This is a genomic window from Siphonobacter sp. BAB-5385 (genome assembly GCF_002261125.1).
Lineage (GTDB): Bacteria > Bacteroidota > Bacteroidia > Cytophagales > Spirosomataceae > Siphonobacter.
Genome location: NZ_NMPS01000213.1, coordinates 145,493 through 171,676 on the forward strand (window position 1 = coordinate 145,493; position 26,184 = coordinate 171,676).

24 protein-coding genes are annotated in these 26,184 nt (G+C 49.1%); 16 read left to right on the forward strand and 8 right to left on the reverse strand.

Annotated elements, in window-relative coordinates; genetic code table 11:
* The first annotated feature begins 83 nt into the window (after positions 1 to 83).
* The 5 genes from BWI93_RS21930 to BWI93_RS21950 all read left to right on the forward strand — a co-directional run bounded on the left by BWI93_RS21930 (position 84) and on the right by BWI93_RS21950 (position 5,095).
* A complete protein-coding gene (locus tag BWI93_RS21930; RefSeq protein WP_176454296.1) occupies positions 84 to 2,084 on the forward strand; it encodes an OmpA family protein in 2,001 nt (666 codons plus the stop codon).
* A 134-nt stretch (positions 2,085 to 2,218) separates the two neighbouring features.
* Positions 2,219 to 3,061, forward strand: coding sequence for a helix-hairpin-helix domain-containing protein (locus BWI93_RS21935; protein ID WP_094815227.1), 843 nt, complete (start codon positions 2,219 to 2,221; stop codon positions 3,059 to 3,061).
* Positions 3,034 to 3,825 carry a hypothetical protein gene (locus tag BWI93_RS21940; protein WP_094815229.1) on the forward strand — a complete coding sequence of 264 codons (792 nt, stop codon included), beginning with the start codon at positions 3,034 to 3,036 and terminating at the stop codon, positions 3,823 to 3,825. Before BWI93_RS21935 ends, BWI93_RS21940 begins: the two co-directional genes overlap by 28 nt.
* Positions 3,771 to 4,223, forward strand: coding sequence for a hypothetical protein (locus tag BWI93_RS21945; RefSeq protein ID WP_141217560.1), 453 nt, complete (start codon positions 3,771 to 3,773; stop codon positions 4,221 to 4,223). Before BWI93_RS21940 ends, BWI93_RS21945 begins: the two co-directional genes overlap by 55 nt.
* 83 nt (positions 4,224 to 4,306) lie before the next feature.
* Positions 4,307 to 5,095: a PhzF family phenazine biosynthesis protein gene (locus tag BWI93_RS21950; RefSeq protein WP_094815234.1), complete on the forward strand. Its 789-nt coding sequence runs from the start codon at positions 4,307 to 4,309 to the stop codon at positions 5,093 to 5,095.
* A gap of 99 nt (positions 5,096 to 5,194) precedes the next feature.
* Here BWI93_RS21950 and murB read toward each other — a convergent pair whose 3' ends face one another.
* Complete coding sequence (gene murB / locus BWI93_RS21955) at positions 5,195 to 6,205, reverse strand: UDP-N-acetylmuramate dehydrogenase (RefSeq protein ID WP_094815236.1); 1,011 nt, start codon at positions 6,203 to 6,205, stop codon at positions 5,195 to 5,197.
* A 185-nt stretch (positions 6,206 to 6,390) separates the two neighbouring features.
* Between murB and BWI93_RS21960 the strand changes: the two genes are divergently transcribed.
* The 3 genes from BWI93_RS21960 to BWI93_RS21970 all read left to right on the forward strand — a co-directional run bounded on the left by BWI93_RS21960 (position 6,391) and on the right by BWI93_RS21970 (position 8,876).
* Positions 6,391 to 6,936, forward strand: coding sequence for an SPOR domain-containing protein (locus tag BWI93_RS21960; protein ID WP_158242778.1), 546 nt, complete (start codon positions 6,391 to 6,393; stop codon positions 6,934 to 6,936).
* Positions 6,937 to 7,057: 121 nt separating this feature from the next.
* On the forward strand, positions 7,058 to 8,170 hold the full coding sequence (gmd, locus tag BWI93_RS21965) for a GDP-mannose 4,6-dehydratase (RefSeq protein ID WP_094815240.1): 1,113 nt from the start codon (positions 7,058 to 7,060) through the stop codon (positions 8,168 to 8,170).
* Between the two features lie 103 nt (positions 8,171 to 8,273).
* Positions 8,274 to 8,876, forward strand: a complete 603-nt coding sequence (locus tag BWI93_RS21970) for a thymidine kinase (protein ID WP_094815243.1) — start codon at positions 8,274 to 8,276, stop codon at positions 8,874 to 8,876.
* A 92-nt stretch (positions 8,877 to 8,968) separates the two neighbouring features.
* Here the strand turns inward: BWI93_RS21970 and BWI93_RS21975 are convergent, their stop codons facing one another.
* The 3 genes from BWI93_RS21975 to BWI93_RS21985 form a co-directional block, all read right to left on the reverse strand.
* Positions 8,969 to 12,721, reverse strand: coding sequence for a PVC-type heme-binding CxxCH protein (locus BWI93_RS21975; protein ID WP_094815245.1), 3,753 nt, complete (start codon positions 12,719 to 12,721; stop codon positions 8,969 to 8,971).
* 67 nt (positions 12,722 to 12,788) lie between these two features.
* On the reverse strand, positions 12,789 to 13,913 hold the full coding sequence (locus tag BWI93_RS21980; RefSeq protein WP_094815247.1) for a Gfo/Idh/MocA family protein: 1,125 nt from the start codon (positions 13,911 to 13,913) through the stop codon (positions 12,789 to 12,791).
* A gap of 34 nt (positions 13,914 to 13,947) precedes the next feature.
* The gene (locus BWI93_RS21985) at positions 13,948 to 14,805 is read right to left on the reverse strand and encodes a sugar phosphate isomerase/epimerase (RefSeq protein WP_233207883.1); all 858 of its coding nucleotides are present in this window, start codon (positions 14,803 to 14,805) and stop codon (positions 13,948 to 13,950) included.
* Positions 14,806 to 14,939: 134 nt separating this feature from the next.
* Between BWI93_RS21985 and BWI93_RS21990 the strand changes: the two genes are divergently transcribed.
* Positions 14,940 to 15,803: an AraC family transcriptional regulator gene (locus BWI93_RS21990; RefSeq protein WP_094815251.1), complete on the forward strand. Its 864-nt coding sequence runs from the start codon at positions 14,940 to 14,942 to the stop codon at positions 15,801 to 15,803.
* An 80-nt stretch (positions 15,804 to 15,883) separates the two neighbouring features.
* Here the strand turns inward: BWI93_RS21990 and hemA are convergent, their stop codons facing one another.
* Positions 15,884 to 17,152: a glutamyl-tRNA reductase gene (gene hemA / locus BWI93_RS21995; RefSeq protein WP_094815253.1), complete on the reverse strand. Its 1,269-nt coding sequence runs from the start codon at positions 17,150 to 17,152 to the stop codon at positions 15,884 to 15,886.
* 251 nt (positions 17,153 to 17,403) lie between these two features.
* On the opposite strand from hemA, the gene BWI93_RS22000 reads away from it, so the two are divergent.
* On the forward strand, positions 17,404 to 18,639 hold the full coding sequence (locus BWI93_RS22000; RefSeq protein WP_255157999.1) for a PAS domain-containing sensor histidine kinase: 1,236 nt from the start codon (positions 17,404 to 17,406) through the stop codon (positions 18,637 to 18,639).
* A 118-nt stretch (positions 18,640 to 18,757) separates the two neighbouring features.
* Here BWI93_RS22000 and BWI93_RS22005 read toward each other — a convergent pair whose 3' ends face one another.
* A complete protein-coding gene (locus BWI93_RS22005) occupies positions 18,758 to 19,282 on the reverse strand; it encodes a hypothetical protein (protein WP_094815255.1) in 525 nt (174 codons plus the stop codon).
* Between the two features lie 188 nt (positions 19,283 to 19,470).
* Between BWI93_RS22005 and BWI93_RS22010 the strand changes: the two genes are divergently transcribed.
* From BWI93_RS22010 to BWI93_RS22020, 4 genes are read left to right on the forward strand one after another with little or no spacing between them, the layout of a single operon-like run.
* Complete coding sequence (locus BWI93_RS22010; RefSeq protein ID WP_094815258.1) at positions 19,471 to 20,490, forward strand: acyl transferase; 1,020 nt, start codon at positions 19,471 to 19,473, stop codon at positions 20,488 to 20,490.
* Between the two features lie 12 nt (positions 20,491 to 20,502).
* A complete protein-coding gene (locus BWI93_RS29100) occupies positions 20,503 to 20,784 on the forward strand; it encodes a DUF4230 domain-containing protein (protein ID WP_255158000.1) in 282 nt (93 codons plus the stop codon).
* A gap of 5 nt (positions 20,785 to 20,789) precedes the next feature.
* Complete coding sequence (locus BWI93_RS29105; RefSeq protein ID WP_255158001.1) at positions 20,790 to 21,110, forward strand: DUF4230 domain-containing protein; 321 nt, start codon at positions 20,790 to 20,792, stop codon at positions 21,108 to 21,110.
* A gap of 33 nt (positions 21,111 to 21,143) precedes the next feature.
* Positions 21,144 to 21,914 carry an SDR family NAD(P)-dependent oxidoreductase gene (locus tag BWI93_RS22020; RefSeq protein WP_255158002.1) on the forward strand — a complete coding sequence of 257 codons (771 nt, stop codon included), beginning with the start codon at positions 21,144 to 21,146 and terminating at the stop codon, positions 21,912 to 21,914.
* A gap of 49 nt (positions 21,915 to 21,963) precedes the next feature.
* On the opposite strand, the gene recA is transcribed toward BWI93_RS22020, so the two are convergent.
* Entirely contained in the window at positions 21,964 to 23,034 is a 1,071-nt protein-coding gene (gene recA, locus BWI93_RS22025; protein WP_094815260.1) for a recombinase RecA, read from the reverse strand.
* Between the two features lie 299 nt (positions 23,035 to 23,333).
* Between recA and BWI93_RS22030 the strand changes: the two genes are divergently transcribed.
* A complete protein-coding gene (locus tag BWI93_RS22030; RefSeq protein WP_255158003.1) occupies positions 23,334 to 24,290 on the forward strand; it encodes an aminopeptidase in 957 nt (318 codons plus the stop codon).
* Positions 24,291 to 24,384: 94 nt separating this feature from the next.
* Positions 24,385 to 25,197: a DUF3108 domain-containing protein gene (locus BWI93_RS22035; protein ID WP_094815262.1), complete on the forward strand. Its 813-nt coding sequence runs from the start codon at positions 24,385 to 24,387 to the stop codon at positions 25,195 to 25,197.
* 6 nt (positions 25,198 to 25,203) lie between these two features.
* Here BWI93_RS22035 and BWI93_RS22040 read toward each other — a convergent pair whose 3' ends face one another.
* The gene (locus BWI93_RS22040; RefSeq protein WP_094815264.1) at positions 25,204 to 26,166 is read right to left on the reverse strand and encodes a GNAT family N-acetyltransferase; all 963 of its coding nucleotides are present in this window, start codon (positions 26,164 to 26,166) and stop codon (positions 25,204 to 25,206) included.
* Positions 26,167 to 26,184 lie beyond the last annotated feature (18 nt).

The window sequence follows — 26,184 nt, forward strand, 5'->3', positions numbered from 1 at the left end:
CGCTGACGTCGGTTGAGGGATAGATCCCAAACCACGTTCACCGGATTTTGCCTAACTTGAACCCGCAAACTACCGCATCTACTATGAAGTTGATTACTACTTCTCGTCTTTCCATCCTACTGCTATGCCTCTGTCTGACGGCCTGTAATTCGGCCCTGCAGTCGCTGAAGAAAGGAGAAAAATACTATGAAAACGGTGAATACGAATTAGCAATCAAACAGTTCCAGAAAGCCGTCACTAAAGATCCTGCCCGGGTCAATATGCTTATTGCCGAAAGTTACCGCCGCTCCAACCGCCTCCCTCAATCGGCTGAGTTTTACCAGAAAGCTCTGGAAGCGGGCAGTAAAGAACCTACGCTACGTCTGTACTATGGCTATGCCCTCAAGTCGCAGGGTAATTACGCGGCGGCTGGGGAACAACTGCGGAATTTTACCCGGCTTTCAGTCACGAACCGTTCGCTACTGACGCTGGCCCGCCGGGAACTCGATAACCTGACGCTCATCGATTCCCTGAGCCAGATGGTTAGTAATTACAAGCTGACGAACATTTCGAATCTGAACTCCGCTTCAGCGGAATTTTCGCCCGTTTTGATGAAAGATGAACTCGTCTTTACGGCCTCCCGGAAAGATCGAATTTATAAAGCCAACGGTCAGCCCATGCTGGGTTTGTACAAGGCCAAGCTGACCTCCCCTACTGAAACGGCTACGCCTGAACTGTTCAGCCAGAACATCTTCGGTGAAAATATGAACGAAGGCACACCCGTTTTCTCCGCCGATGGCAAGATGATGGTCTTTGCCCGGGGCAATACCGGTCGTAGCAAAGGAGCGGGCAATACCTCCGCCGATGTGGATCTGTACATCAGCCGGAATACGGGTACGGGCTGGGGCGAACCCGAGCGTCTGGCCTTCAGTGACTCCGCTTCCTGGGATGGCTCACCCGCTTTTTCAGCCGATGGTTCGACGCTGTACTTTAGCTCGAACCGGGCGGGTGGTTCCGGTGGACTGGATTTATGGCGAGTGAATATTGACAAAGCGGGCCGCTTTGGTCGTCCGGCTAATATGGGTCGGGACCTGAATACGCCGGGTAACGAGCTGTTCCCTTACGTATCTCCCGATGCCAAACTGTACTTTGCCTCGGATGGACACGCCGGTTTTGGTGGTCTGGATCTGTTTGAAGCGACGCGTAACGAAGGTGTCATTCAGGTACGGAACCTGGGCCAGCCCTTCAATTCCAAAGCGGATGATTTTGCCATGATCTGGGCCGATTCCACGCGGGGATACTTCGCTTCCAATCGGGAAGGTGGTAAAGGCGATGACGATATTTATTATTTTGAAAGCTCGAAAGAACCCGTGCTCATCACCCAAACGCCGCCTACAACGCCCCAAATTCCCGGTCCACAGTCCGGTAAGTCGGTTCGTTACTTCATTGCCGGAACGGTCATTGATGCCAAAACGCAACAACCACTCGACGGTGTAAAAGTAACTGTCGTCGATGATAACGAAACCACGATTGGTGAAGCCGTTACGAACTCCGATGGAAAGTTTGGGGTCTACCCCATCCGGATTGGCCGGGATTACAACATTGTCGTAGAAAAGCCTGATTATTTGAAGAAGCAGGAGCTGTTTATCACAGAAGGTAAACAGATTCCGGAAGAACGACTGACCAAACCCGTTACGGATACAACGCTGTACGCTACCATCGATATGTTAAAGAAAGAAGTAGGTACGGAGTTATCCAAGTCATTCAAAATCGAAACGATTTATTACGATTTTGATAAATTTAACATCCGGGCGGATGCTTCAACGGAGTTAGATAAAGTGGTTCGTATTCTACAGGATAACCCGGATATTAAACTGGAGTTAGGTTCGCATACGGATGAACGTGGTACCAATGCATACAACCAGCGGCTTTCCCAGCAACGAGCCGAATCGGCAGTAAACTATATCCTTTCCCGCGGTATTTCGCCTGACCGGATTACCGCGAAAGGTTACGGTGAAAGTCAGTTACTGATTCCAAATGCTCAAACCGAAGAACAACACCAGCTAAACCGTCGTACAGAATTTAAAGTAGTTGGCTTAGACTAAACATAGCTCGATCGTACAAGCAAAGAGCCCGCAACGTATTGCGGGCTCTTTGCTTGTACGGAGATACCGTTCCCTAACTACCCGATTTATATTTGAGATAAAATACTCAATTTCGTTAGCTACCCACCCAGCCGATGAAATGGTTTATTTTTCTCTGTCTTTTTCCCCTCTTCAGTTATGCACAGGAACCTGTACGGCCTGAGTTGGACCCGAGTACACTGATTGAAAATTTATTACCCAACCAATCCGAAAACATAACCGAAGACGTACTGGACAACCTGTACCAGCTTTTTCAACAACCGCTTGATCTTAATTCCGCGACGTTTGAAGAGCTTTCAGCCCTGTATATTCTATCTGAAAAGCAGCTGACCAGTTTTTTTCAGTACCGCCAACAGGCTGGACCGCTGGTATCCCTATATGAATTACAGGCTATTCCCGACTTCGACCTTCGAACCATTCAGCGATTACTTCCTTTCGTACGAATACAAAACCAGCAAGTGGATGGCTCTGCTGCCCAATACGTACTGCTTCGCTATGATCGATCCCTTGAGCTTCGGCGGGGCTTTATCCCGGATGCGAAGGGGAACATCCGTTACCTAGGGCAGCCGTACCGGTTATTTACCCGGTACAAGGGTTACGCCAATCGGCAGTTTAGTTTCGGCTTTACCGCCAAACACGACGCGGGTGAACCCTGGAGCTGGCAACCCGCCATGCGTAGTTACGGCGTAGATTATATTTCCTTTCATGGCTTCGTACAGAACTACGGAAAGATTAAACGCATAGCCGTGGGTGATTATCAACTACAGTTAGGCCAGGGCTTACTTACGGCTGGAGGCTTTTATCTGGGCAAAGGCTCCGAACCCGTACTCAGCATTCGGCGTAGCAGCTGGGTATTCGTCCATACACTTCTGCCACCGAGTACGGTTTCTTTCGTGGCATCGCGACCACCGTGCAACTCGCCCGGCAGTGGGAACTAACGGGCTTTTATTCACGAATCAGGCGGGATGCCAATCAGGTTGATTCGATTACGGTTAGTAGCTTACAAACTTCGGGTTTACACCGGACTGCGGCCGAAATCAGCGACAAAGCCAGTCTGCTTAGTCAGGATTGGGGTGGCCATCTTCGCTGGCAGGGCAGACAGGCCAGTCTGGGCTTCACGTATCTCCAGACCCGCTACGACAAACGGCTTCAACGAGCGGATCGAGCGTATAATCAATACGAATTTGCGGGTCATACGAATACGGTTTGGGGTTTTAACTATACCTATCTCTGGCGAAACATGAATTTCTTCGGGGAAGCAGGTCGCTCCAGCTCGGGTGGCGTTGGAGTGGTTTCGGGCGTACTGGCCAGTTTCAGTAAACGCTGGGACGGCAGTCTGATCTTCCGGCGGTACGACCGGAACTTTCATTCCTTTTACGGAAATGCGTTCAGCGAAAACTCCCGGAATATCAATGAAACGGGTTTGTATCTCGGTGGAAAGTATACGCCTAACCGCCGCTGGCAGGTGGGAGCTTACCTGGATTATTTCCGTTTTCCCTGGCTAAAGTATCTGGTAGATCAGCCATCCCAGGCTTCGGCACGCTCATTCGGGGTACGTACCGCCCTCGTAAAACGGCTCAATGGACCGTTCAGGCATTTTACGAACAAAAAGAAAAGAATCTGCCTGCTCGCCTGTCTAAAACCCCTTTGGTTACCACCATTGCCCGTAGTGGCCTCTGGATGGGTTTTGATCAGGATTTGAACCGAAAGTGGTCCCTGAATTCCCGTATTCTATACGCCCGTTTTTCGTATCGAAGTTTCGCTCCTTCCCAGGGGTTCGCTTTGGTACAGGATGCCAAGTTTCATTTGGGAAAACTTTCCGTGACCGGCCGCCTGGCCTATTTTCACACCAACGATTACGACAGTCGCATCTATGTGTACGAATCCGATGTACTGGCCGCGTTTTCGATTCCGGCGTATGCCGATGTCGGCTGGCGTAGTTATCTGTTGGTTCATTACGGATTTTCCAAACGCTGGGATGGCTGGCTTCGACTCTCGCGTACGCAGTTGCTTAATCAACCCACAGTCGGTTCGGGATTTGATGAAATTCCGTATCCGTATCGTACGGACGTGAAAGTACAGCTGCGTTACCGCTGGTAACTTTACCACCAGAAGTTTTTTGATCTAACGATACGACCAGTCCCGAGCAAGTTCTTACTTCGCGTTCTAACCAATCATAAGCCATGACACTTCCCATTTATCAGGTGGATGCCTTCACGAATACCCTTTTCAAAGGAAACCCCGCTGCGGTGGTTCCCTTACAGGAATGGCTGCCCAAAGAAACAATGCTCAAGATTGCCGCCGAGAACAATCTGGCGGAAACGGCTTTTTTCGTCCAAAAAGGCGATGATTATGAATTAAAATGGTTTACGCCGACGGTAGAAATTGACTTGTGTGGTCATGCGACGGTGGCTTCGGCTTTCGTATTGTACGAATTTCTGGGTTACACGCAGGACGAGATTCGCTTTCATTCCAATTCGGGCTTGCTGACGGTTCGTCGGCAGGGCTCCCGGCTGACGCTGAATTTTCCGGCCAACCCACCCCAGGCGACGAAGATTCCCGAAGGTTTGCTGGAAAGCCTGGGCCTGAGCCGGGCCTCGGAAGTACTACGGGGCCGGACCAATGATTATCTAGTGATTCTGGAAGAACAAGAACAGATTGCCGGACTCAATCCCGATCATCGTCACTTACGCACCATCGGAGCCCGGGGCGTCATCGTGAGTTCAGTAGGAACGGACGCGGATTTTGTCAGTCGCTTTTTTGCCCCCGGTTCAGGCGTAGATGAAGATCCGGTGACGGGTTCAGCCCATACCGTACTCGTACCGTATTGGGCAGAGAAACTGGGGAAAACCGAATTGTTCGCCCGTCAGATTTCAGCCCGGGGTGGTGAGCTATGGCTCCAACTACTGGGCGACCGGGTCGAAATTTCCGGTGAAGCCGTAGCCTATCTGAAAGGTGAGATTATGATATAAAAATAGCCCGGCATAAGAGCTGGGCTATTTTTAACCATTTCATGGGATTAGCTTTTATAGACCTAAGGTATGCTCTGGGCCATAGTCACGCTCGCTTCCTCAGATAAAATTTACCTCCGCTGAAAGAGCGATCCCGTACTTCTCCAGCACGGAAACCTGTATTTTTTCGGCAAGATTTTTAATCGCTTCGCCCGTAGCCTGGCCGTAATTGACCAGTACCAACGCCTGCCGCGTATGTACGCCCGCTTCTCCTTCGCGATAGCCTTTCCAGCCCGCCTGTTCAATGAGCCAACCCGCGGGCACTTTGATTTGTCCCGGCGTAGTGAGATAACCCGGCAGGTTAGGATACTGAGCTTTCAGGGTTTCATATTGAGCCACGGGAATTTCGGGGTTTTTGAAGAAACTCCCCGCATTGCCCAGTTCTGCCGGATCGGGTAGCTTGGATCGGCGAATTTGAATAACTGCCTGGCTAATGGCCCGACTGGACAATTCAGTGACACCCATTTCCTCCAGCGTTTTTTGAATATCGCCGTAACTAATCTGGTAGTGAGGCTTTTTTGAAAGTTTATAGGTGACACTTACGATCACATACTGTCCTTTATACGCGTGCTTGAATACGCTTTCGCGGTAACCAAACCGGCAATCAGCCGCGTTAAAACTGTGGATTTCTCCCGTTTCGATGTGCAGGGCTTCGAGTGCATGAAAGACGTCCTTGATTTCTACCCCGTACGCTCCAATATTCTGCATGGGCGACGCTCCGACCGAACCCGGTATTAGGGATAAATTTTCCAGCCCAGACAGGCCCATCTCAAGCGAGGCTTCGACCAGTTTCTGCCAGACGACACCGGCTCCGGCCTTGACGAAGGTATATTCCGCATCTTCCGCGACGATGTCGATGCCCGGAATAGCCACTCGAATCACCAGACCGGGGAAATCCTGCGTTAGGAGCAAATTACTACCCCCGCCCAGAATGAGCTTGGGCGTATCCCGATGGGCTTGCAAAACCGTCTGCAAGGTCTTTACTGAGCTTACTTCAGTAAACCAGCGGGTTTTCGCCTCAATACCGAAGGTGGTATAGGGCTTTAGAGAAATATCTTGCTGCATGTGCATAAACCGGATTCCTTTTCAAACTTCGGTAAAGTTCTATCAGAAATACGTTTGATTTCCGGGAAATTCCCTGAAAATTTGTTTCCCCAAACGTAAATCGCAACGAGTCACTGGTTTAGCTTTTCTTCCTAAACCCACGCTTTGATATGGTTATGAAACCCTCCACACTACTTATTTTTTTGGTAGGAATGAGCCTCTTAACGGCCTGTTCTTCTAAAGTTGTTCCGACCCGTTCGTCTAATTCATCCAGGCCTTACGACCTGGATCTGGCTTCGTACCGCCCCCGGTATGAGTTAAGTGAGGTCAAAAAAGCTCCGGTAGAAGAGAAAAAAAAGCCTGTAACACCTGTTACAGCTCCCGGCAGTACGCAAACAATCAACAAAAAATTAGATTCGACGCTGGATACGCTGGCTCAGCGAAATAAAGGGGTTCGGTATCTGGCGGGCTACCGCATTCAGCTGTATACAGGAACCAAGCGTGCCGACATGGAAGCGGCCAAGTTATACGTTTATCAAAATTACGGAGAATTAAACACGTATATTGCTTACAACCATCCAACGTATCGCCTACGTGTAGGTGACTTTGCTACCCGCCTCGATGCGGAACGTTACTTTAATAAAATCAGGAACGAGTACCCGGGTTCTACCCTTATTTCGGACCGCGTAAGCCTTCGGGACGCTCTGAAAATCATAGACAACCGAGTTACAGACAAGGATGAAAGTACTGAGCCGTAAAGGATTTTGCCAATATTGTTTTGTACCTCTAGAATTTTATCAGTTTTTTGTAAACAACAATACTTACCAGTGGTTTAGCAACATAGCAGTCCCTATTATTGTGGATTAGATATACAACCGAATGAAGAAAGCCCTTATCACCGGAATCACCGGCCAGGATGGTGCCTATCTGGCAGAATTTTTACTCAAAAAAGGTTACGAAGTGCATGGCGTCAAACGCCGCAGCTCGCTCATCAACACCGAGCGGATTGATCACTTGTATCAGGACCCCCATGAACAGGATGTCCGTTTTCATCTGCACTACGGAGATTTAACCGATTCTACCAACGTGATCCGGCTGATTCAGGAAACCCAACCTGACGAAATTTATAACCTGGGAGCTCAATCACACGTACGGGTTAGCTTTGACGAACCCGAATACACCGCTCAGGTGGATGGCTTAGGTACGCTCCGTATCCTTGAAGCCGTACGCCTGCTGGGCCTTACCCACAAAACCAAAATTTATCAGGCTTCTACTTCGGAACTGTACGGATTGGTACAGGCCGTCCCTCAATCGGAGACGACCCCGTTCTATCCCCGTTCACCTTATGCCGTAGCAAAAATGTATGGCTACTGGATTACGGTGAACTACCGCGAAGCTTACGATATGTTTGCGGTGAATGGTATCCTGTTCAACCACGAATCTCCCTTACGCGGTGAAACGTTCGTAACGCGGAAAATTACTCGTGGCGTTTCGCGTATTGCTCTGGGCGTACTCGACAAAATTTACATGGGTAACCTGGATTCACTGCGTGACTGGGGCCATGCCAAAGATTACGTAGAGGCCATGTGGCTGATTCTGCAACAGGAAAAAGCTGAAGATTACGTGATTGCTACCGGCGTAACGACGAAAGTACGGGACTTCATCCGGATGGCGTTCGGTGAAGTAGGTATTGAGCTGGAATTCAAAGGAGAAGGACTCGAGGAAAAAGGCTACGTAACTGCTTGCAACAATCCGGAATACCAGATTGAAATCGGCAAAGAAGTCGTAGCAATTGATCCGCGTTATTTCCGTCCGACGGAAGTAGACCTGCTGCACGGCGATCCAACGAAAGCAAAAACCCAACTGGGCTGGGAGCCGAAATATGACCTCCCTGCACTGGTCAATGATATGATGACGGCTGATCTGGACCTGTTCAAAAAAGATCTGCACCTGAACAAAGGTGGCTATCGGACGATGAACTACTTCGAATAATTTACCAGACTCCTGGACCAAAGCAGCGGCGGTTTCGTCGCTGCTTTGTTATTTTTGCAGATTCAGGATGCCGGAGGTAGGGCCGGCTCAAAATCATTCGCAGATGTTTATTGAACGTACCAACGGACTTCGTACGCCCGACGGCTGCCACATGGGCTGGATTGAGGTGATTTGTGGCTCTATGTTTTCGGGGAAAACGGAAGAATTAATCCGCCGCGTGAACCGGGCCATCATTGCCCGACTGAACGTACGCATTTTTAAACCCGCCCTGGATACGCGGTATCACGCCGAAAATGTCGTTTCCCACGATGCTACTTCGATTCAGTCAACGCCCGTGGCTTCAGCCCGGGAAATTCTGGCATTGGCCGAAGATTGTGAGTTGATTGGCATTGACGAAGCTCAGTTTTTTGATGACGAGATTGTAGCCGTCTGTAACGAACTGGCCAATGCAGGTAAACGCGTGGTCATTGCGGGTCTGGATATGGACTCGGAAGGTCGTCCGTTCGGACCCATGCCCTCGCTGATGGCCATTGCCGAATACGTAACGAAAGTACACGCCATTTGCGTGGTCTGTGGGGAGCTAGCGAATTATTCCTACCGTAAAGTAGCTACGCCCGGACAGATTTTACTCGGTGAAAAAGACAGTTACGAAGCCCGTTGCCGTCGGCATTTTCTCGAAGGAAGAAACACCGGAGAAGGGAATTAACCAGCATACGTATGTTTCCGGGTTTTTGCAGAAAAAGAAAAAGCCGCTTTTCTACAGCGAGAAAAGCGACTTTTTAACGTATTAGGGTTTTGTTATTTTTTTGAGTTGCTACTTGCCGTCTCCTTTACTACCCGCATTACCCCATTCATGATTCGCCAGTGACCGGGGAAGGTACACACGAAGGGATAGTCGCCTGGTTCCGCCGGAGCAACAAACTTCAGGTGAGCACTATCATCCGGATTGACCAGCTTCGTGGCGATAATCACTTGTGGAATCTCCGGTACGTAACTTTTGTACACGGCGTCGGGTCGCGTAATCATGGCGTCAGCGGCCTTTCCGATCACTTCCAGTGATTTCGGTTTACCAATCACCAGATTGTGTTGCATCTGGTCGGGATTGTCGAGAATGATCTCTACCGGCTGTCCAGCCTTCACCGTAAACTCTTTCAGGCTAAACTGAAGCTTTTCCGTAACCGTCTTAATCTTCACCGTCTGTACATTGGGATCGACTGCGTTCTCCGCAGATTTGCGTAAGCCAGTCAGTTCAGCCCAATTGTTGAGCAGTTTCTGATTGTCTTTGGAAAGATCTTTGTCCAAACTAGCCAGCACCTGTTCCGTTGCCGCCGAGGGAGTCAGCTTACGTTTGGGATCCCAGCCGCGTCGCATACCGGCCAGCACCGCTTTCGCATCCATATCATTCAAGCCTTTCAGCAAGCCAGCGAAGGACAACAGCTCGGCTTCGGTAGCCGTAGCCGTGTAGGCACGGGTGGCGTTTTCAAGCACAAAACCCGTCAGGTTTTTGAGCGGTTGGTACTTGACCACATAACGGAAGGTGTTGTTGTCTTCCCGGTTTTCCGGAATCTTGTTATCTGGATCAGCCGTTACCGAAATGGTAAAGTTCCCCGGTACATCTGAGCTCAGACCCATGGGACCTACCCAGGGACCGTTATTGGATTCGGTAATAAACGCTTTCTCACCGGCTTTCAGACCTTTAACGAACGTATAGCTCAACCAATCCCGGCTCAAGTTTGGACCTTCGGCGTGGATTTTCAGCGTAATCGGTGTACCCGAGGGAACCGCTGCGGAACCCCGGTTTTCTACTTCTACCGAGAACGAAATCCCTTCCCGCACCGTCGGCATGGGCGTCGAAGGTTTTACCTGCGTTACGACAATATCAGCTTTCGGACCCGTACTCGCAGCGGCTTTTTCTTCCGTCATACCATGCTGATGGGCCGAATGATCCATCGCGGCCGAGGTACTGGCGGATGCTGAAGCTTGTCCCTGTCGGGGAGCTTTCGCTAAAAACGTTTTCAGTAATTCGGAATCACGGGCATTAAATACGGTCGTGAATGCATCGGGCATCCAGCGATCGGATACAAAGTTCGGATTTCCCAAAGCTGCGACTACTGCTTTTTCGACTTCAGCCGTCATAGGAGCTTCCGTGAAAGCCAGTACCGTGTTCAAGCCTACCAGTGGTTCCGAATCATTCAGCGTATTGGCCTGTAACAAACTGGCTACCGTAGATGCATTTTTGGGCAATACCTGAACCGCCGTTTTACGAACGGAAGCCGCCGGATGTTTCAAAGCCGCCGTAACGATCTGGAAAGCCTCCGCATTCGAACCATTCAACGCTCCTAATCCGTGCAGCGTCCATAACGCATGAATAGCTCCGGGATTTGAACCAATTGCATCGAGTGACTGATTTTTCACCAGAGCATACAACTGCGGCAGGACGTCTGACTTTCCGCGTTCGACCAGTAATCGCTGAGCCGCCTGTCGCCAGAACATGTTGTCGCTGGTGAGGGCCTTGACTAACGCTTCAGGCTGATCTTTGGAAAGGGCAAGTGGCTGATACGCCGGAGCTTTTTTGTAAGCAATGCGATAAATCCGTCCGTGCGTATTATCCCGAAGGTCTGTTACATACGCGTTCCCGTCCCCATTTTCGAAACCTTTCGGCGTCGGATTGTGCTGGATGATGAAGCTGTACCAATCGGCAAACCATACAGCTCCGTCCGGACCTACTTCAGCGAATACGGGTGAAAACCACTCATCCGCTCCGGCCACGAGGTTGAAATCGTTTTTATCGTGATAGTCCGTCCCATCTTTTTCCATCGTATTCAGGTGGATGATGTGGCCCGTAGGTTCACTGACAAAGGCGACGCGGTTCCAGTACGACTGCGGGAAACTCCGGGCCGTATAAAAATTATGGCCCGCCGCCGCCGTGTATCCGCCGAAGACGTCGACCTGACGAATCCGGGTCAGGACTTTCATGTCTTTGTGCGTATCCGTACTGCGACCGCCGCGGAGGCGAAGCTTGTCCCAGCCCAGCATGTATCGGTTCGGAATGGCCATGTACCAACCGTGATCGTTATTGGCCGTAGAGCCAAAAAGATTTCCGGTTTCATCGAAGCCCAACCCCCAGGTATTGTTGGAGGTGGAAGTCAGATACTCCAGTTCCGAACCATCGGGTTTGAAACGGAAAAAGCCCTGACCAAACTGGTGTTTCTTGCCACCGACGGTACCATTGAAGCCGGAATAGCCAATCGATCCGTAAATCCAGTTATCGAAACCATAGTGCAGGTTACTCGGACCGGCGTGCGTATCCATCGTACCGAACCCCGTCATCAATACTTTGCGGACATCGGCTTTACCGTCGCCGTCAGTATCTTTTAAGAACAGCATGTCCGGTGCCTGCGAGACGATGAAACCGCCATCGTAAGCCACCAGACTCGTTGGAATGCTCAGATTGTCCGCGAACTTGGTAAACTTATCGGCCTTTCCATCGCCATTGGTATCCTCCAGCATAAGGATGTAATCGCGGCCACCCGTTTCTTTCCGTTCGTTGGGGTAATCAAGGGTAACAATCGCGAACATGCGTCCTTTCTCATCCCAGCTGAGGGCGATGGGGTGCTGTACGTTGGGTTCAGCAGCAAATAAACCCAGCGTGAAATCCGGATTTACCTGCAAGTGTTTCATCGATTCTTCCGGTGAAAGCGGATCGGGCTTAAGTTGGGGGCCAGGCCGTTTTTCGTAGTTGGGAAGGTTCGCTTCCTGATAAACAAAGGGCTTGGGATTCAGCTTCTGCAACTCACCCGCGACCTTATCGCCTACGGACCATTTGATCCCTTTTTCCATCAGATCATGAAAGCCCGTTTGCTTCCAGGTAAGCTCGTCGTGCCCGTAAGCCGTGTAGAATACGCGGCCCTTGCCGAAATTACGAACCCAGGTATAGGGTTCGGTTTTCTGACCGGGTTTGTCTTTCGCCTGCTTGGCATCGATGATTCGCTCGGTAAGTACTACGTTATCCGCCGCCAGTTTTTTGTGCAGATAAGTTTCGTCTACCGTCTTGAATTGCTTGGTGCCAAAAATGGCCGGATGATCGGGCTTGGCCCACACGGGCTGAATGGTATCCCAGCCGTGTTTCCAGAATTGCCCCCCTACCATGTCATTGACGAAGGCACTGGAGTTACGGAAACACCAGGAAGCACAGTGTACGGCGATCAGTCCTTTGCCCCCTTTCACAAAGTCGACCAGAGCTTTTTCAGGAGCCGGTGGCAGACTGTCCCAGTTGGCAAACACCAATAGACCGTCGTATTTGCTGAGGTTTTCTGGATTCAAATCTTCCAGCCGATCGGTATAACTCAGGTTGATGCCCTTATCACCCAATCCTTCCATCAGTATGGGAGCCATTTGCATGGGTCGGTGGTGCCCATTGTCGCCCAGGAACAGAATCTCAATCCTCCGCCCCTCGGTCTTGGGCGTCGAAGCCGACGAGCCCGGCTGCCGCGTACAATACGTCAGCGAAAGCATACTCAGGGCGGCTAGTCCCGCAAGAATTTTTTTCATTCATAAAAAGGTTTAGCTCTGTATTAACCCTACAGGAACGGGTGTTCCTGTAGGGTTCTTTCCACACTCACGCATTCTCAAAATCAGGCAGATACAGGAGTTTTCCGCCCTGTAAAGCTGATTCATGAGCTAGAATTCCCACACTGGTCCACTCGGCCGACTGTACAGCATTGGGAAAGGGTTCGCGGTCTTCAACCAAAGCCATCAGGAATTCATGCACCAGGTGCGGGTGCGAACCGCCGTGACCACTGCCCTGGGTAAAGCTCAGGTGCGTGTTTTCGGCGACGTCGTATACGCCTTTCGTGGTAAAATCCTGAATCTCTTCGGGTAAGTAATGAGCGAAATCGGGCACGGTGACGCGTTCCGGAATTTCGTGTTCTTCTTTCTTGGCGGTATGGATTACGGCCTCTTCGCCTTCGATGAGCGGCCACTCAAACGATTTTTTTGAACCGTATACCTCAAAACTTTCGCGGTACTGCCGGGCCGTATCAAAGAGCGAGCGGTAGACATACGCCGACAGATCACTGTTTTTGAATTTGATATGAGCGGATTCAACGGCAAAAGGCGAATTATGAATCTGAGCCAACTCTTCCCGAATGGTTCCTGAGCCAAAGCACGATACATATTCCGGACTGGATTTGAGCAGACCAGCTACGGGGCCTACACAGTGCGTAGCGTAGTGCATCGGTGGTAAGCCGGGCCAGTAATCAGGCCAGCCGTCCATGTCCTGCTGGTGGCTGGCTTTCAGAAACTGTACATTACCCAGTTCGCCTTTTTCATACAAGTCCTTCACGAACAGAAACTCGCGGCTGTACACCACCGTTTCCATCATCATGTATTTTTTACCCGTTTCGCGGCAGGTCTTCACAATTTCCAGACACTCCTCTACCGTTGTTGCCATGGGTACCGTACAGGCTACATGTTTACCCGCCCGTAAGGCTTTCAGGCTTTGTTCGGCGTGGTTAGGAATGGGTGAGTTGATGTGAACGGCGTCGACGTTGGGATCTTTCAGCAATTCATCGTAATCGGTATACCGAACGTCAATGCCAAAAGCGTCTCCTACGGCGTTGAGTTTTTCGGGCGTACGCTGACAAATCGCGTACATATTTGCATGAGGGTGACGCTGATAAATGGGGATAAATTCGGCTCCGAAGCCCAGACCTACAATAGCAATGTTAACAGGTTTTGACATGCGTACTAGTGATTAGAGGATATACAATGAGACCTTAGGCCGTGTGGCCGTTGCTTACGAAAGAGGGGGCAGTTTGCTTTTCCCAGTTACTTTGAATGAATTGAAGTCCATCCCGCATCAATTGCTCTTCCGAATCGAACATTTTTCGCCAGATATTGGCTACACTTAATTTGGTACTGAATGCTTCGATGCTCAGCCAGCCCTGGTAGTTGATGTCGTGAAGACCCTGAAATACAGAATCCCAGGCTACGTTTCCTTTACCGGGCGTCGAACGATCATTCTCCGAAAGCTGTACAAAGGTGATGCGGTCGCCGAGTTGCCGGATGGTATCGCCGATGTTTTTCTCCTCAATATTGGCATGAAACGTATCGAACATGATCTGGCAGTTGGGATGGTTCACATCATCGACAAAACGAGCCAGTTCTTCGCCGCAACTCGTCAGATACATTTCAAAACGGTTGAGGTATTCCAAACCCAGTCGAATGCCTTGTTGCTGAGCATACTCCGCGAGAATCTGGATGCTTTCTACCCCCCATTTCCACTCATCGGCCGTAGCGGGCTGACCCGTGAATACGCCCAGGGCCGAATGATACGGTCCCATCAGGTGCGTGGCTCCCAGCTCTACGGCACAATCCACACTACGGTGCAGGTGTTCCAGCGTAGCTTTCCGCATGGCTGCGTCCGGACTGATCAGATTCTGGTCCGGTCCGCAAATCACGTCGGCCTGCCGCTTGAGTCCCAGCTCATCCAGGCGATTGGCCCAGCTACGGTAAAATTGGGGTTTGGTTGAAGAGATCGGCACTTCTACGCCACCAAAACCAATGCTTCTGATTTCTTCCAGGGTGGGAAAAAACGATTCGTCCAGAGTAGGCCCCCACAGGAGCAGATTCATGCTGTAGATCATGGTACAATTTTATGTCGGGAAAATGATAAAAACTCCGTCATCTTTGACCAACATCTACTGAATTTTGACCTATTTTGTATTTCTGATTATTTATTCTGCAAAATACAGATTAGATCGACCGTATGAAATCTGCACTTCGGAAGACCATTGAGAACCCCGTTGCTTCGTTTACGATGCAGGAACTGGTCTCACCTCACTTTGACCCGAACTGGCATTTCCATCCGCATTACCAGTTGTTCACAGTAGAGGAAGGGACCGGTACACGATTCATTGGAGACAATATACAACCTTTTGAACCGGGTGATACGGTATTTCTGGGACCTAACATTCCGCACCTCTGGCGAAGCGACCCGCCGTATTTTCAAACGCATTCGGAGCTGCAAACCAAAGGGATCGTCGTGTACTTCACGGAAGATTTTCTGGGTACCGATTTTTTCCAGCGGCCGGAGATGCACGTGCTCCAGAGCTTTTTTCAGCACGCGGTTCGCGGCGTGGAAATCAAAGGCCGCCTGCGGGAGCAGATTCGGGAAAGCATGAAGCAACTACTCCGGGCGACGGGCTTTCAGGCTATTTTACACCTCCTGACGTTGCTGGACGAATTGGCCCATAGTGAGGAATGTCAGGCCATTGCCAGTCTGGGCTACGTGAATACCCACAAAGTCTCGGAAACCGAACGCATGCAGAAAGTACACGACTATGTACTGGACCATTTTCAGCAGGAGATTCGCCTGGACGAGATGGCTTCGCTGGCGGGTATGAGTGCTTCCGCTTTCTGCAGGTATTTTAAAACCCGGACCAACCGTACGTTCTCCGAGTTTGTCAGTGAAGTACGGATTGGCTACGCCTGCAAACTACTCATGGAAGGGAAATTGACGATTACGCAAATCTGTTACGAAAGCGGTTTCAATACCATTTCCAATTTCAACCGTCAGTTTAAAGACTTGACCAGCCTCACCCCTGCCCAGTATCAGAAAGCTTACCGATAAGGCACAAAAAAAGAGCGGAGAAATCTCCGCCCTTCCGTTTTTCGCTCGTTGATATGACACTTTTGAAAGAGAGTGTACTCTTATTTATGTTCAGCCTGCCGTTCTAAATCAAATAGTTCCGAAAGCACATCGGCCAACTGATCGGCGTCGCCGCGACGACAGGCGTTTTTCAGATTGACAGCCGGTGAACGTAAAATGCGATTCACGATGTTAGACGTCAATTTATCGAATTTCTCGGCTTCCTGAGGCGTCAGATGTTTGAGCTGACGGGCCAGTTCTTCTTTACGAATCTGATCCAGGGCCTGCTTGAATTTTTGAATTGTAGGAGATACCACCATCTCTTTCGACCAATCCTGAAAACCAGCCATAGCTTCGTCCAGAATGCGGTGTACCTGCGGAACGGATTCCAGACGGCGTTGCAAAGCGGCATTCGCTTTGGCCTGAATGTCGTCGATGGCGTATACCAGAGCTCCGGGTACTTCTTCCGCCTGCGGAGCTACGCTACGCGGCACGGAAAGATCAATGAAGTACTTGAAGGTTAGAATATTCAGTTGCTCCACAAACGCTTTGGTAAACAACGGAGTCGCCACGCGAAGGGACGAAACAATCACATCCGCCTGAGCTACTTCGGCTTCCAGGTTCTCCCAATCCGCTACCCGGAAATCGGTACCTTCCGCCAGACTTACCGACTTTGCATACGTACGATTCAGTAGCGTAATTTGAGCAAAACCTTTATCAGCCAGGTTCTTAACCACGTCCGTACCAATCTCACCCAAGCCTACGACGAGCACTTTCGGTAAGGTATGATTCTGCGTTAAGTCAGCGATCAATTCCACCGTTGCGTACGAAACCGAAGCGGCTCCGTCGCGGAAACTGGTCTCCTGAGATACGCGTTTACTGGCAAAGAAAATCGTGTGCATCAACCGGTGCAGGAATGGACTCGCCACGTCGGCATCGACTGCCCACTGGTACGAATGTTTTACCTGGTTAGGAATCTGAAGATCACCGACCACCTGCGAATGCAATCCGGTAGCCACTTCGAATAAATGCCGAATGGCCTGCGTCTGATCGTTTAGATTGACGAAGTATTCTGGTAGGTCAGCGGGTTTCTCCAGACCTTTTTCAATAGCCAGTAGCTTAATGATCGACTCGGCATAGTCTGCCTCAGCCGTGTAGTATATTTCCGTACGGTTGCACGTAGAAACTGCCAAAATATCCTGAAAACCGAAGAGTTCTTTCAATTTCAGGGAAAACGTTTTGGCCTCGCTCTCATCTAATGCCACCAACTCCCGGACTGCCAGCGGAGCGGTTTTGTACGATAAACTGATTGCTCGAAACGTATTAGCCATCTGCTTTCACTAAAAACACACAAAAATACGTCAGGATAACTTACACTAGGTCGTAATAAATCCCATTCTTTTTTATTTAGAATGGATCAAAATTACTGATTGAAATCTCCAATTTAGTCATAGAAAAACCTGATGAAAATCATTGAAATAGTCGAGATTTGTCCGCTGATCTCCACGGTTTTAACTCGTTTTCAATTTTTGCATCCCTTCTGTATACCGACGTCCATTCTTTCGACGTTGGCACTTATGAAATGAAGAACAGTACGGCTCCTGCCCCCCCCAGATTACGTTCCGAAAATCGGCTGGGAAGTCTACCCGCCCGGATGCTTTCCGGCGATTTATACCAGCAGAAAAATCAGGTTAAAATTGGTATTTTATTAATACTGATGGCCTTCTCGGGTGCCTGGTTTTATTATACCAACACCCTTATTGCCCGACTGGAATCCCACGAAGAAGAAGAAGTACGGCTGTACGCGGAAAGCTTAGAGTACGCCCTGACCAGTCCGGTTGAAACGGACGTTAATTTCTTTTTCGATAAGGTAGTGAAGATCAATACCGAGATTCCGGTTATTTATGAGTATCAGGGTCAGTATCAAGCTAAAAACATCGTAGAGCCTGAAAATCCAGCCGAAAAAATAGCTTTTCTTAAACAGAAGGCTCAGGAGTTTGAAACGGCTCACCCCCCTATTGAAATCGACGGAGGGTTAGGCAAAGGATACATTTATTTCAGTCATTCTTTCCTCTTTACGCAGCTTCAGTACTATCCCGTAATGATGTTGCTGGGCTTACTGGTCTTTGGCTACCTGGCTTATCTGGCCTTTAGTGCGTCTCGTCGCTCGGAGCAGAACCGGGTTTGGGTAGGGTTAGCCAAAGAAACCGCTCACCAGCTAGGTACGCCGCTTTCGGGCTTGAAGGGCTGGGTGGAATACTTCAAAACGGACCCGGATCGCTACGAAACCGAATTTGTACTGGAAGTGGAAAAAGATGTGGAACGACTCGAAACCATTACGGCCCGTTTCTCCAATATTGGTTCCGTACCTACCCTGCATCCCGAACCCCTGGCTCAACACGTCGAGCAGTTTGTAGACTATCTGAAACGGCGGGTTTCTTCCAAGATCAAATGGAACGTCAATAATGAAATCCCCGCTGGCAAGATGATTCCCGTCAATCGCAACCTGTTTGAATGGGTAGTTGAAAACCTCTGCAAAAATGCCGTCGATGCCATGGAAGGCATAGGCGAACTACGGATTCACCTCTGGGAAAAAGCGGGACAAACGTATATCGACATTAGCGATACGGGTAAAGGCATACCAAAATCGCAGTGGAAACAGGTGTTCAATCCCGGGTTTAGTACCAAGAAACGCGGCTGGGGCTTAGGTCTAACGCTGGCCAAACGCATCATCGAAAACTACCACCGGGGTCGTCTATTCGTAAAAGCCTCAGAACCCGGCAAGGGCACTACCTTTCGGATTACGCTGCCCTCCTAAACCTTCTATCCCTACCATAGAAAAGGCCCGTTTCAGTAAGGAATCGTCCAAGACATTTATCCCTTACAAAACGGGCCTTTTTGAGCTATTCGATAGAGGCGTACAGGCGTTACCGCTTCTAGTTCGAATTTACCACTACAACGGGCGTTTCGATTTCATTACTAACGTTCATGGCCCGATCCCGGATCCTGATCATGAATTTTAGCGTATCGTTTCTATTTTGTGGAATGCGAAATACCGTAATGGATCGAGTCAGCGTACCTTCAATAGGTCCCCGTTTGTTATCCGTTCGCAAGCGAGGAAAGTTACCGGAATTCGATACGGTTTGCGAACCCGTGATATCCTGAAACTGTCCATTTTTCCGCTGGAAGGTTCGAACCTCGTAATTATTGTTGATTTTAGAAAGGGTATCGTCTTCCGGGTAGCTGGTGGGAGATACGCCTAAATCACCATCCCCGTCCTGAAACTTCAAAGACACAACCAGCGAATCATTGACGTTGCCCAAACGATCCCTACCACTCGCGTATTTCGTTAGGGTGGCATCCGAAATAAAAGGGACGTCCGAAAAATCCGGCTCAGCCGTACAGCTGGCTAAGGCCAGTACGGCTGTCGTTATGGAAAAGATAAATAATAATCGTTTCATAGGAACCTAAATCATTTCGTCTCTGTCATAAACGACGAGACGGGCGGAAAGTTACATAAGCCCTTTGGTAAATTAAAATTGCTCTGCATTTTGCCTTTCAGAAAGGAATTTTTCCAATCGCTTGGTCCGGCCTTGTCTTCGATCACACCCGTAGCATTTTACCTACGTACTGCTATTTAGTAATCATCATGTCCATTCAGCAGGAGCTTAAAGACCGCGTATTGTCGCTGGAAGAGGCTTCTTTTCCAGCCCTAGCCCTGGAAGTTTTCCAGTTTCAGGCGGCCCAGAATTCGGTTTATCAGGAATATTTACGGCATTTGCGAATCTCCTCCGCTCAGGTGAAAGCGGTAGAACAGATTCCATACCTGCCCATCGAGTTTTTCAAATCTCATCGAGTACTTTCTACCCAGGCTTCCACACCCCTTGTGTTTGCCAGTAGCGGTACTACCGGTCAGGTAACGAGTCAGCATTACGTGGCGGATCCGGCTTTTTATGACCAGATTAGTGAGCAGATTTTTGAACGCTTTTACGGTTCCCTGCAGGATTTCCACCTACTGGCTCTGTTACCCTCCTACCTCGAAAGGAGTAACTCTTCGCTGGTCCATATGGTCCGGCATTTTGTGGAAAAGAATCAGTCGGCGTATTCGGGTTTTTATCTGAACAATACGAATGAACTGCTCGAACGCCTTCGGGCTCTCCAGCCGGATCGGCAGCGTAAAGTACTTCTAATCGGAGTCACGTTTGCATTGCTTGATCTGGCGGAAACTGCCGATTTATCGTTTCTGGAAGATATGCCTCAACTGATTGTCATGGAAACGGGCGGTATGAAAGGCCGGCGACAGGAACTGCTTCGGGAAGAAGTACATCAATTGCTCACGAAAGCTTTTCACGTTCCTGTCATTCACTCCGAATACGGCATGACGGAATTACTGTCACAGGGATACTCTTTTGGTGAAGGTATTTTTCATTTACCGCCCAGTTTGCAGATCAGTCTGCGGGATGTCAATGATCCGTTTACGTATTATCCCCGCAATGAACCTTCGCGGCGTTCGGGCGGACTCAATGTAATCGACCTGGCTAATATTGACTCGTGCAGTTTTTTAGAAACGAAAGATTTAGGCAGTTATGGTTCCGAGGCGAATAGCTTTCGGGTTCTCGGTCGCTTCGATAACTCCGATATTCGAGGTTGTAATCTGATGGTACTTTAGCACGATAAGTCTATGCGTTTCCTGATTCGTATTCTTTTTCTGGTTCTGCTCCTGGCTGCTGCCATTTACGGCTGGGAAAAACTTAAATCGCAAAAGTTCTTTTTACAACGAGCAGAGCCTGAGGTGATTTCCAATCACAATATTGTACTACGGGAAATTACTTCGCTGGGTAAACTGGAGCTGGTTAAATACAATTTTCGTGATGTTGTTGATCAGCAGATTACCCGGCAGTTTCTACCGGATGCAAAAGCATTGCTCATTATTCAGGGCGAAGCGTCGGTTGTCTGGATCTAACCAAAATGACGGTTACCGATCTTGGAGAAATGGGAGACACTCTGATTGTACGCCTGCCCGATCCGGAAATCTGCCTGGCCCGGGTCGATCACTCCAAATCCAAGGTATACAATACTGAATTTGCTTTCAATGATGAAGCTCTTTTGATTGATCAGGCATTCAAAAAGGCAGAAGAGCAGGTACAGACCTCCGCTATTCAGCAGGGCATTTTGGAACAAACCAAACTGAACGCTACTAAAATCCTTCGTCCGATGTTGGAAAAAGTTTCCGGCAAAAAGGTACTGCTTCGGTATCGCATGAAAGGGCAGATTGACGATCCCCGCTAAACGCATCGTATACTTTTTTGAGCCCTCTCTTTCATGACTAATGAATCAAGCATGCAGGAAAAAGTAGCAATTATAACCGGTGGAGCTCAGGGCATTGGCCGGGAACTGGCTCAGACCTTATTACAACAAGGTTACTCGATAGCGATTTGGGATTCGGACCAGGAAGCTCTTACCGAAACGGAACAGACTTTGCAACCACTCGGCTCCTTACTGGTGTTACGTTGCAATGTAGGGAAGGCAGCCGAAGTGGAACAGGCCTTTCAGGCTACTCTCAACCACTATGGTCAGTTGGACGTCCTTATCAATAATGCAGCTGTTTTTGAAGATAAACCCATTGAAGAATGGTCGTTCGAAGACTGGGATCAGGGCCTGGGAATCAATTTATCGGGTCCTTTTTATGCCAGCAAGCTTGCAGCATCTCATCTGAAAAAGACCCAGGGATCAATTATCAATTTGTGTTCGACGCGGGCTTTTCAGTCGGAGCCAGGGACTTTCGCCTACTCCGCGTCGAAAGGCGGTATTTTCGCCCTAACCCATTCCTTAGCTATCAGCTTAGGTCCTGATGTACGGGTGAACTGCATTTCTCCGGGCTGGATTGATGTTTCTTCGTTGAAGAAATCATCTGTCCGTCAACCTGAAAAACTTAGCGAAGCCGATCATGAGCAGCATCCGGCGGGCCGCGTGGGACAAGCCGGGGACATTGCTCGCATGGTTCTCTTTTTACTCAACCCCGACAACTCTTTCATCACGGGTCAGAATTTCTTCGTGGACGGCGGTATGACCCGGAAAATGATTTACGTGTAAATTCAATAAAAAACCCGCTAACTGAGTCAGCGGGTTTTTTATTAACATATTACTCTTCTTTGCCATCATCTACTACGTTCGGCTCCAGCGTATCAACGAGTGCTTCGTCATCCCCTTTCACCTTATCCTTGATTTTGGCCTCCAGCTCGTCGAGCAGTTCCGGATTGTCTTTCAACAATTCTTTCACGGCATCACGGCCTTGACCCAAACGGTTGGTACCGTAGCTAAACCAGGAACCGGATTTCTTAACGATTTCCAGTTCAACGGCTAAGTCAAGCACCTCGCCTACCTTGGAGATACCTTCACCGTACATGATGTCAAACTCGATGACTTTGAATGGAGGAGCCAGTTTGTTTTTCACCACTTTCACACGAGTACGGTTACCCGTGATACTATCGGCTCCTTCTTTGATTTGTCCAGCCCGGCGAATATCCAACCGAACCGAAGCATAGAACTTCAAAGCGTTACCACCGGTAGTCGTTTCGGGGTTCCCGAACATCACACCGATTTTTTCCCGCAACTGGTTGATGAAAATACAGCAGCAGGACGTTTTATTAATAATACCCGTCATTTTACGCAACGCCTGCGACATCAAACGGGCTTGCAGACCCACTTTGGAATCTCCCATGTCGCCTTCAATTTCGGCTTTGGGTACCAGAGCGGCTACGGAGTCAATCACAATAATATCAATGGCACCTGAAGAAATCAGATGCTCGGCAATTTCCAGAGCCTGCTCCCCGTTGTCGGGTTGAGCAATCAACAAATTGCCCGTGTCAATACCTAATTTTTCCGCATAGCTACGGTCAAAGGCGTGTTCAGCATCAATGAAAGCGGCTAGGCCTCCTTTCTTTTGTGCCTCCGCAATGCAGTGCATGGCGATGGTCGTCTTACCGGATGATTCAGGTCCGTAGATCTCTACGACCCGTCCCCGGGGCACGCCACCGATGCCTAAGGCCAGGTCAAGGCCCAGTGACCCCGTTGAAATCACGGGAATATCGAGCACTTTAGCGTCAGCAAGACGCATGACCGTACCTTTACCGTAGGCTTTGTCTAATTTTTCAATGGTCGTTTGCAGAGCTTTCAATTTCTGTCCTGCATCAGTACCGGTTGCTTGTGCCATGTATCAAAAAACGAGCTATTGGGTGAAGAATATGATCTAAAATTACTGCTTTTCGGGCAAATATCCTAACCATTTACTAAAAATTGTTGTATTTTTTTAATCAATCCGCAAAAGATACTTCGCTACTTCGTTAATCCAGAAACATAGTTACTTTCAAAACACCATTGCGGCCATAACCGTTTACAAAAAAAGAAATATTATTGATTTTCCGGTTTCCCCTAGAATTTTTCCATGAAACGTATTTTGAAACGAGTCTTTCTGATTTTGAGCCTGTTAATGCTGATACTGATCATCTGGCAATGGGATTGGGTTCGGTACGGCTATGGCCAGCTCAGCGGCGGAGCCGGGTTATCCTTGAGGCCAAGCCCGTCAAAGAAGTCCTGACGGATCCGGCAATACCGGATTCGGTAAAAGCCAAACTTCGCTTCATCGAGGAAATTCGGCAGTTTGCCATTGATTCCCTCGGCCTCAACGCTACTCCCAACTACCAGACCTACTACGATCAGCAAAATAAGCCCATCTGTTACGTACTTACGGTAGCAGAACCGTATCGGATTAAAGCCGTTGAGTTTTCGTTTCCACTCATCGGTTCGTTTACGTATAAAGGTTTCTTCGATTTGGAAAAAGCCAAACAGGAAGCCCAGCTCTGGAAGGGATATGATACCGAAATTAGTCCCGTTTCCGCTTACAGTACACTAGGCTACTTTCATGATCCCATTCTCTCGGGTATGCTTCAATTGTCGGAAGGACGGTTGGCAAGCCTGATTATGCATGAAATGACGCATTCTACCTTATTCATCAAGAATCAGCATGAATTCAATGAAAACCTGGCCAACTTTATTGGCGATTACGGAGCCGTACGTTTTTTGGCACAGCGTTTTGGAACCGATTCACCGCAGTATCGCAGTTATCAGGAAGGAAAAGTATTTCGTGAACGGTATATCCAGCATTTCAATCGCGGAAAAGTACTGCTGGATCGTCTATACGAAAGCTTTCCGGACACCCTGCCCAAGGCCCGTAAGGATCAGCTTAAACAAACGTTGATCGGGGAAATCCTACAGCAGTCGGATTCTCTGTATCAGAATTTGTCCCATGTGAAAAAGCGAACCTGGCCCAAAGACGTGAACAATGCTTTTTTCGTTGGTTTTGCAACGTATAATTCCCGAAGGAATGAATTCGAAGTAGACTTCCGGGAAAAATTTAATAGCGACTTTAAACGTTATTTACAGCATTTAAAAGCAAAATACGGCCGCTAAGCAAGAACATCGCCGTGCCACTTTGAAACCCTACTGAAAAGATTTAAAGTTGCAGGCCAGAAACCTGACGACTTGATCCTATCCCCACTATTGCATGAAGAGGTTCCGTAGTTATACATTTTTTACGTTGGTAGGTAGTTGTCTCGTAGGGTGTTTACTGGCGTTCAGACAACCAGAGCCTAAGGTAGACTCGGTTATCAATCAGGGCGAACATCTGGAATATCGGGTGCATTACGGGTTTATCAATGCCGCCGAGGCCATCGTGGATGTGAGTGATAAATTTCACCGGGTGAAGGGAAAAGCCTGTTACCGGGTAACGGCCACCGGACGAACGACGGGGGCTTTTGATCTGGTTACTAAAATCCGTGATAGCTGGACTTCGTACCTGGACCCCCAGACCATGCTGCCGATTGACTTTGCCATGAAACAACAGGAGGGTCGCTACTACAAGGAGCAACGCGTCTCTTTTGATCAGGAAGGCAATAAACTTACTTCGGTTTCCAAAGGGAAAAACTCAGCCGAAGTCGTTAAAGATTTTAAAGTACCGGGAGACGTATACGATGTAGTGAGTGCGTATTTCTACGTACGGGGTCTGGATTTCAACAAAATGAAAACCGGACAGCTGACGGCCGTCAAGATGTTTTATGACAATGAGTTTATCGATCTTCGAATTCGGTACGCCGGCAAAGAAGTCATCAAGACGAAATACGGCAAGCTCAATACGCACCGGATTATCCCTCAGATGCCCAATAATCAGTTGTTTGATGGTAAAGAAGCCATCCGCATCTGGGTGTCGGATGACGCCAATAAAGTACCGGTTAAAGTAGAGTTCGATTTAGTGGTTGGATCGGTAGCCATGGATTTGAAAGATTACCGGGGAATGAAAGAGACCTTTAACTGGCAGTAACGAGCCCTACCGTAACAGGCGATTTTTCAGTTTCCATAGCCATTGAATGATTTTCGGTAGCCGATTGCTCCGCAGTTCATAATAGGCTGCCACCTGGCTTCCGAAACTGGCGTAGAACTCAGCAATGCTGGTTACGTTGGCACTTTCAAAGTCAAACAACGCCTGCGTCCCTGCCCGCTGCCGAATAAACTGATCGATTAAAAACGTCCGGGCATTTCCTTTCCTGCCTTCCGGCGTAGCCGCGTTAAAGAGGTACAGGGTCCGTTGCCGGAAGGTGACAAACCAGGCTCCCGCCTCTACCCGATTATGCTTTTCAGCGTACCACAAATCCGAGTAGCCCCGTTCTTCACAGGCCTGAAATAAGCTTTCCAGTAATGCATAGGCTCCTGGGTGAGCCCCACCTTCGATCTGATGGGCGTGATACTGTCTGAAAAATTCCGCTAATGGAATAATATCACTTCCTTTCCGGCAGGTCCAATCCGCCTGATACGCCCGCTTGACATTCATCTTACGATCCCGGTTGTAGCCCTGATGAAGGGTTTCATACGGAGCATCCAGCGATAAAACATGCGTATGCATCTGACGAAGGTTTAGTTCTGTGAAGCTGCTCAGTACCGAAGCTTCAGGAAAATTGAGCTGATAGCTGGCAATCAGAGCGTATTTTGCTAGAAGGGCCTTTATAAAATCCTTCTGGACGGCTACTGGAAGAGATTCAGCCGAATACAGAGCCAGGAACTGACAAAATAGCGGCTGATGCACCAGGTATAGGCCATAGCGTCGCTGGACGGGTACGGGTAAAACAGCCCGGTACGGAGTAGTGGGCTGTTCCTGCCAGACCAGACATTCCCAATTGGGCGAGACCTGATCCAGCCACCAGGAAAGTCCGTAGATAGTGCCCCATTCAGACTGCTCAACGCAGGCATCGTAGGCATACACATCGACCTGGGAACGGCGAAGATGATGAATCATTCAATGAGGGTTGAAAGC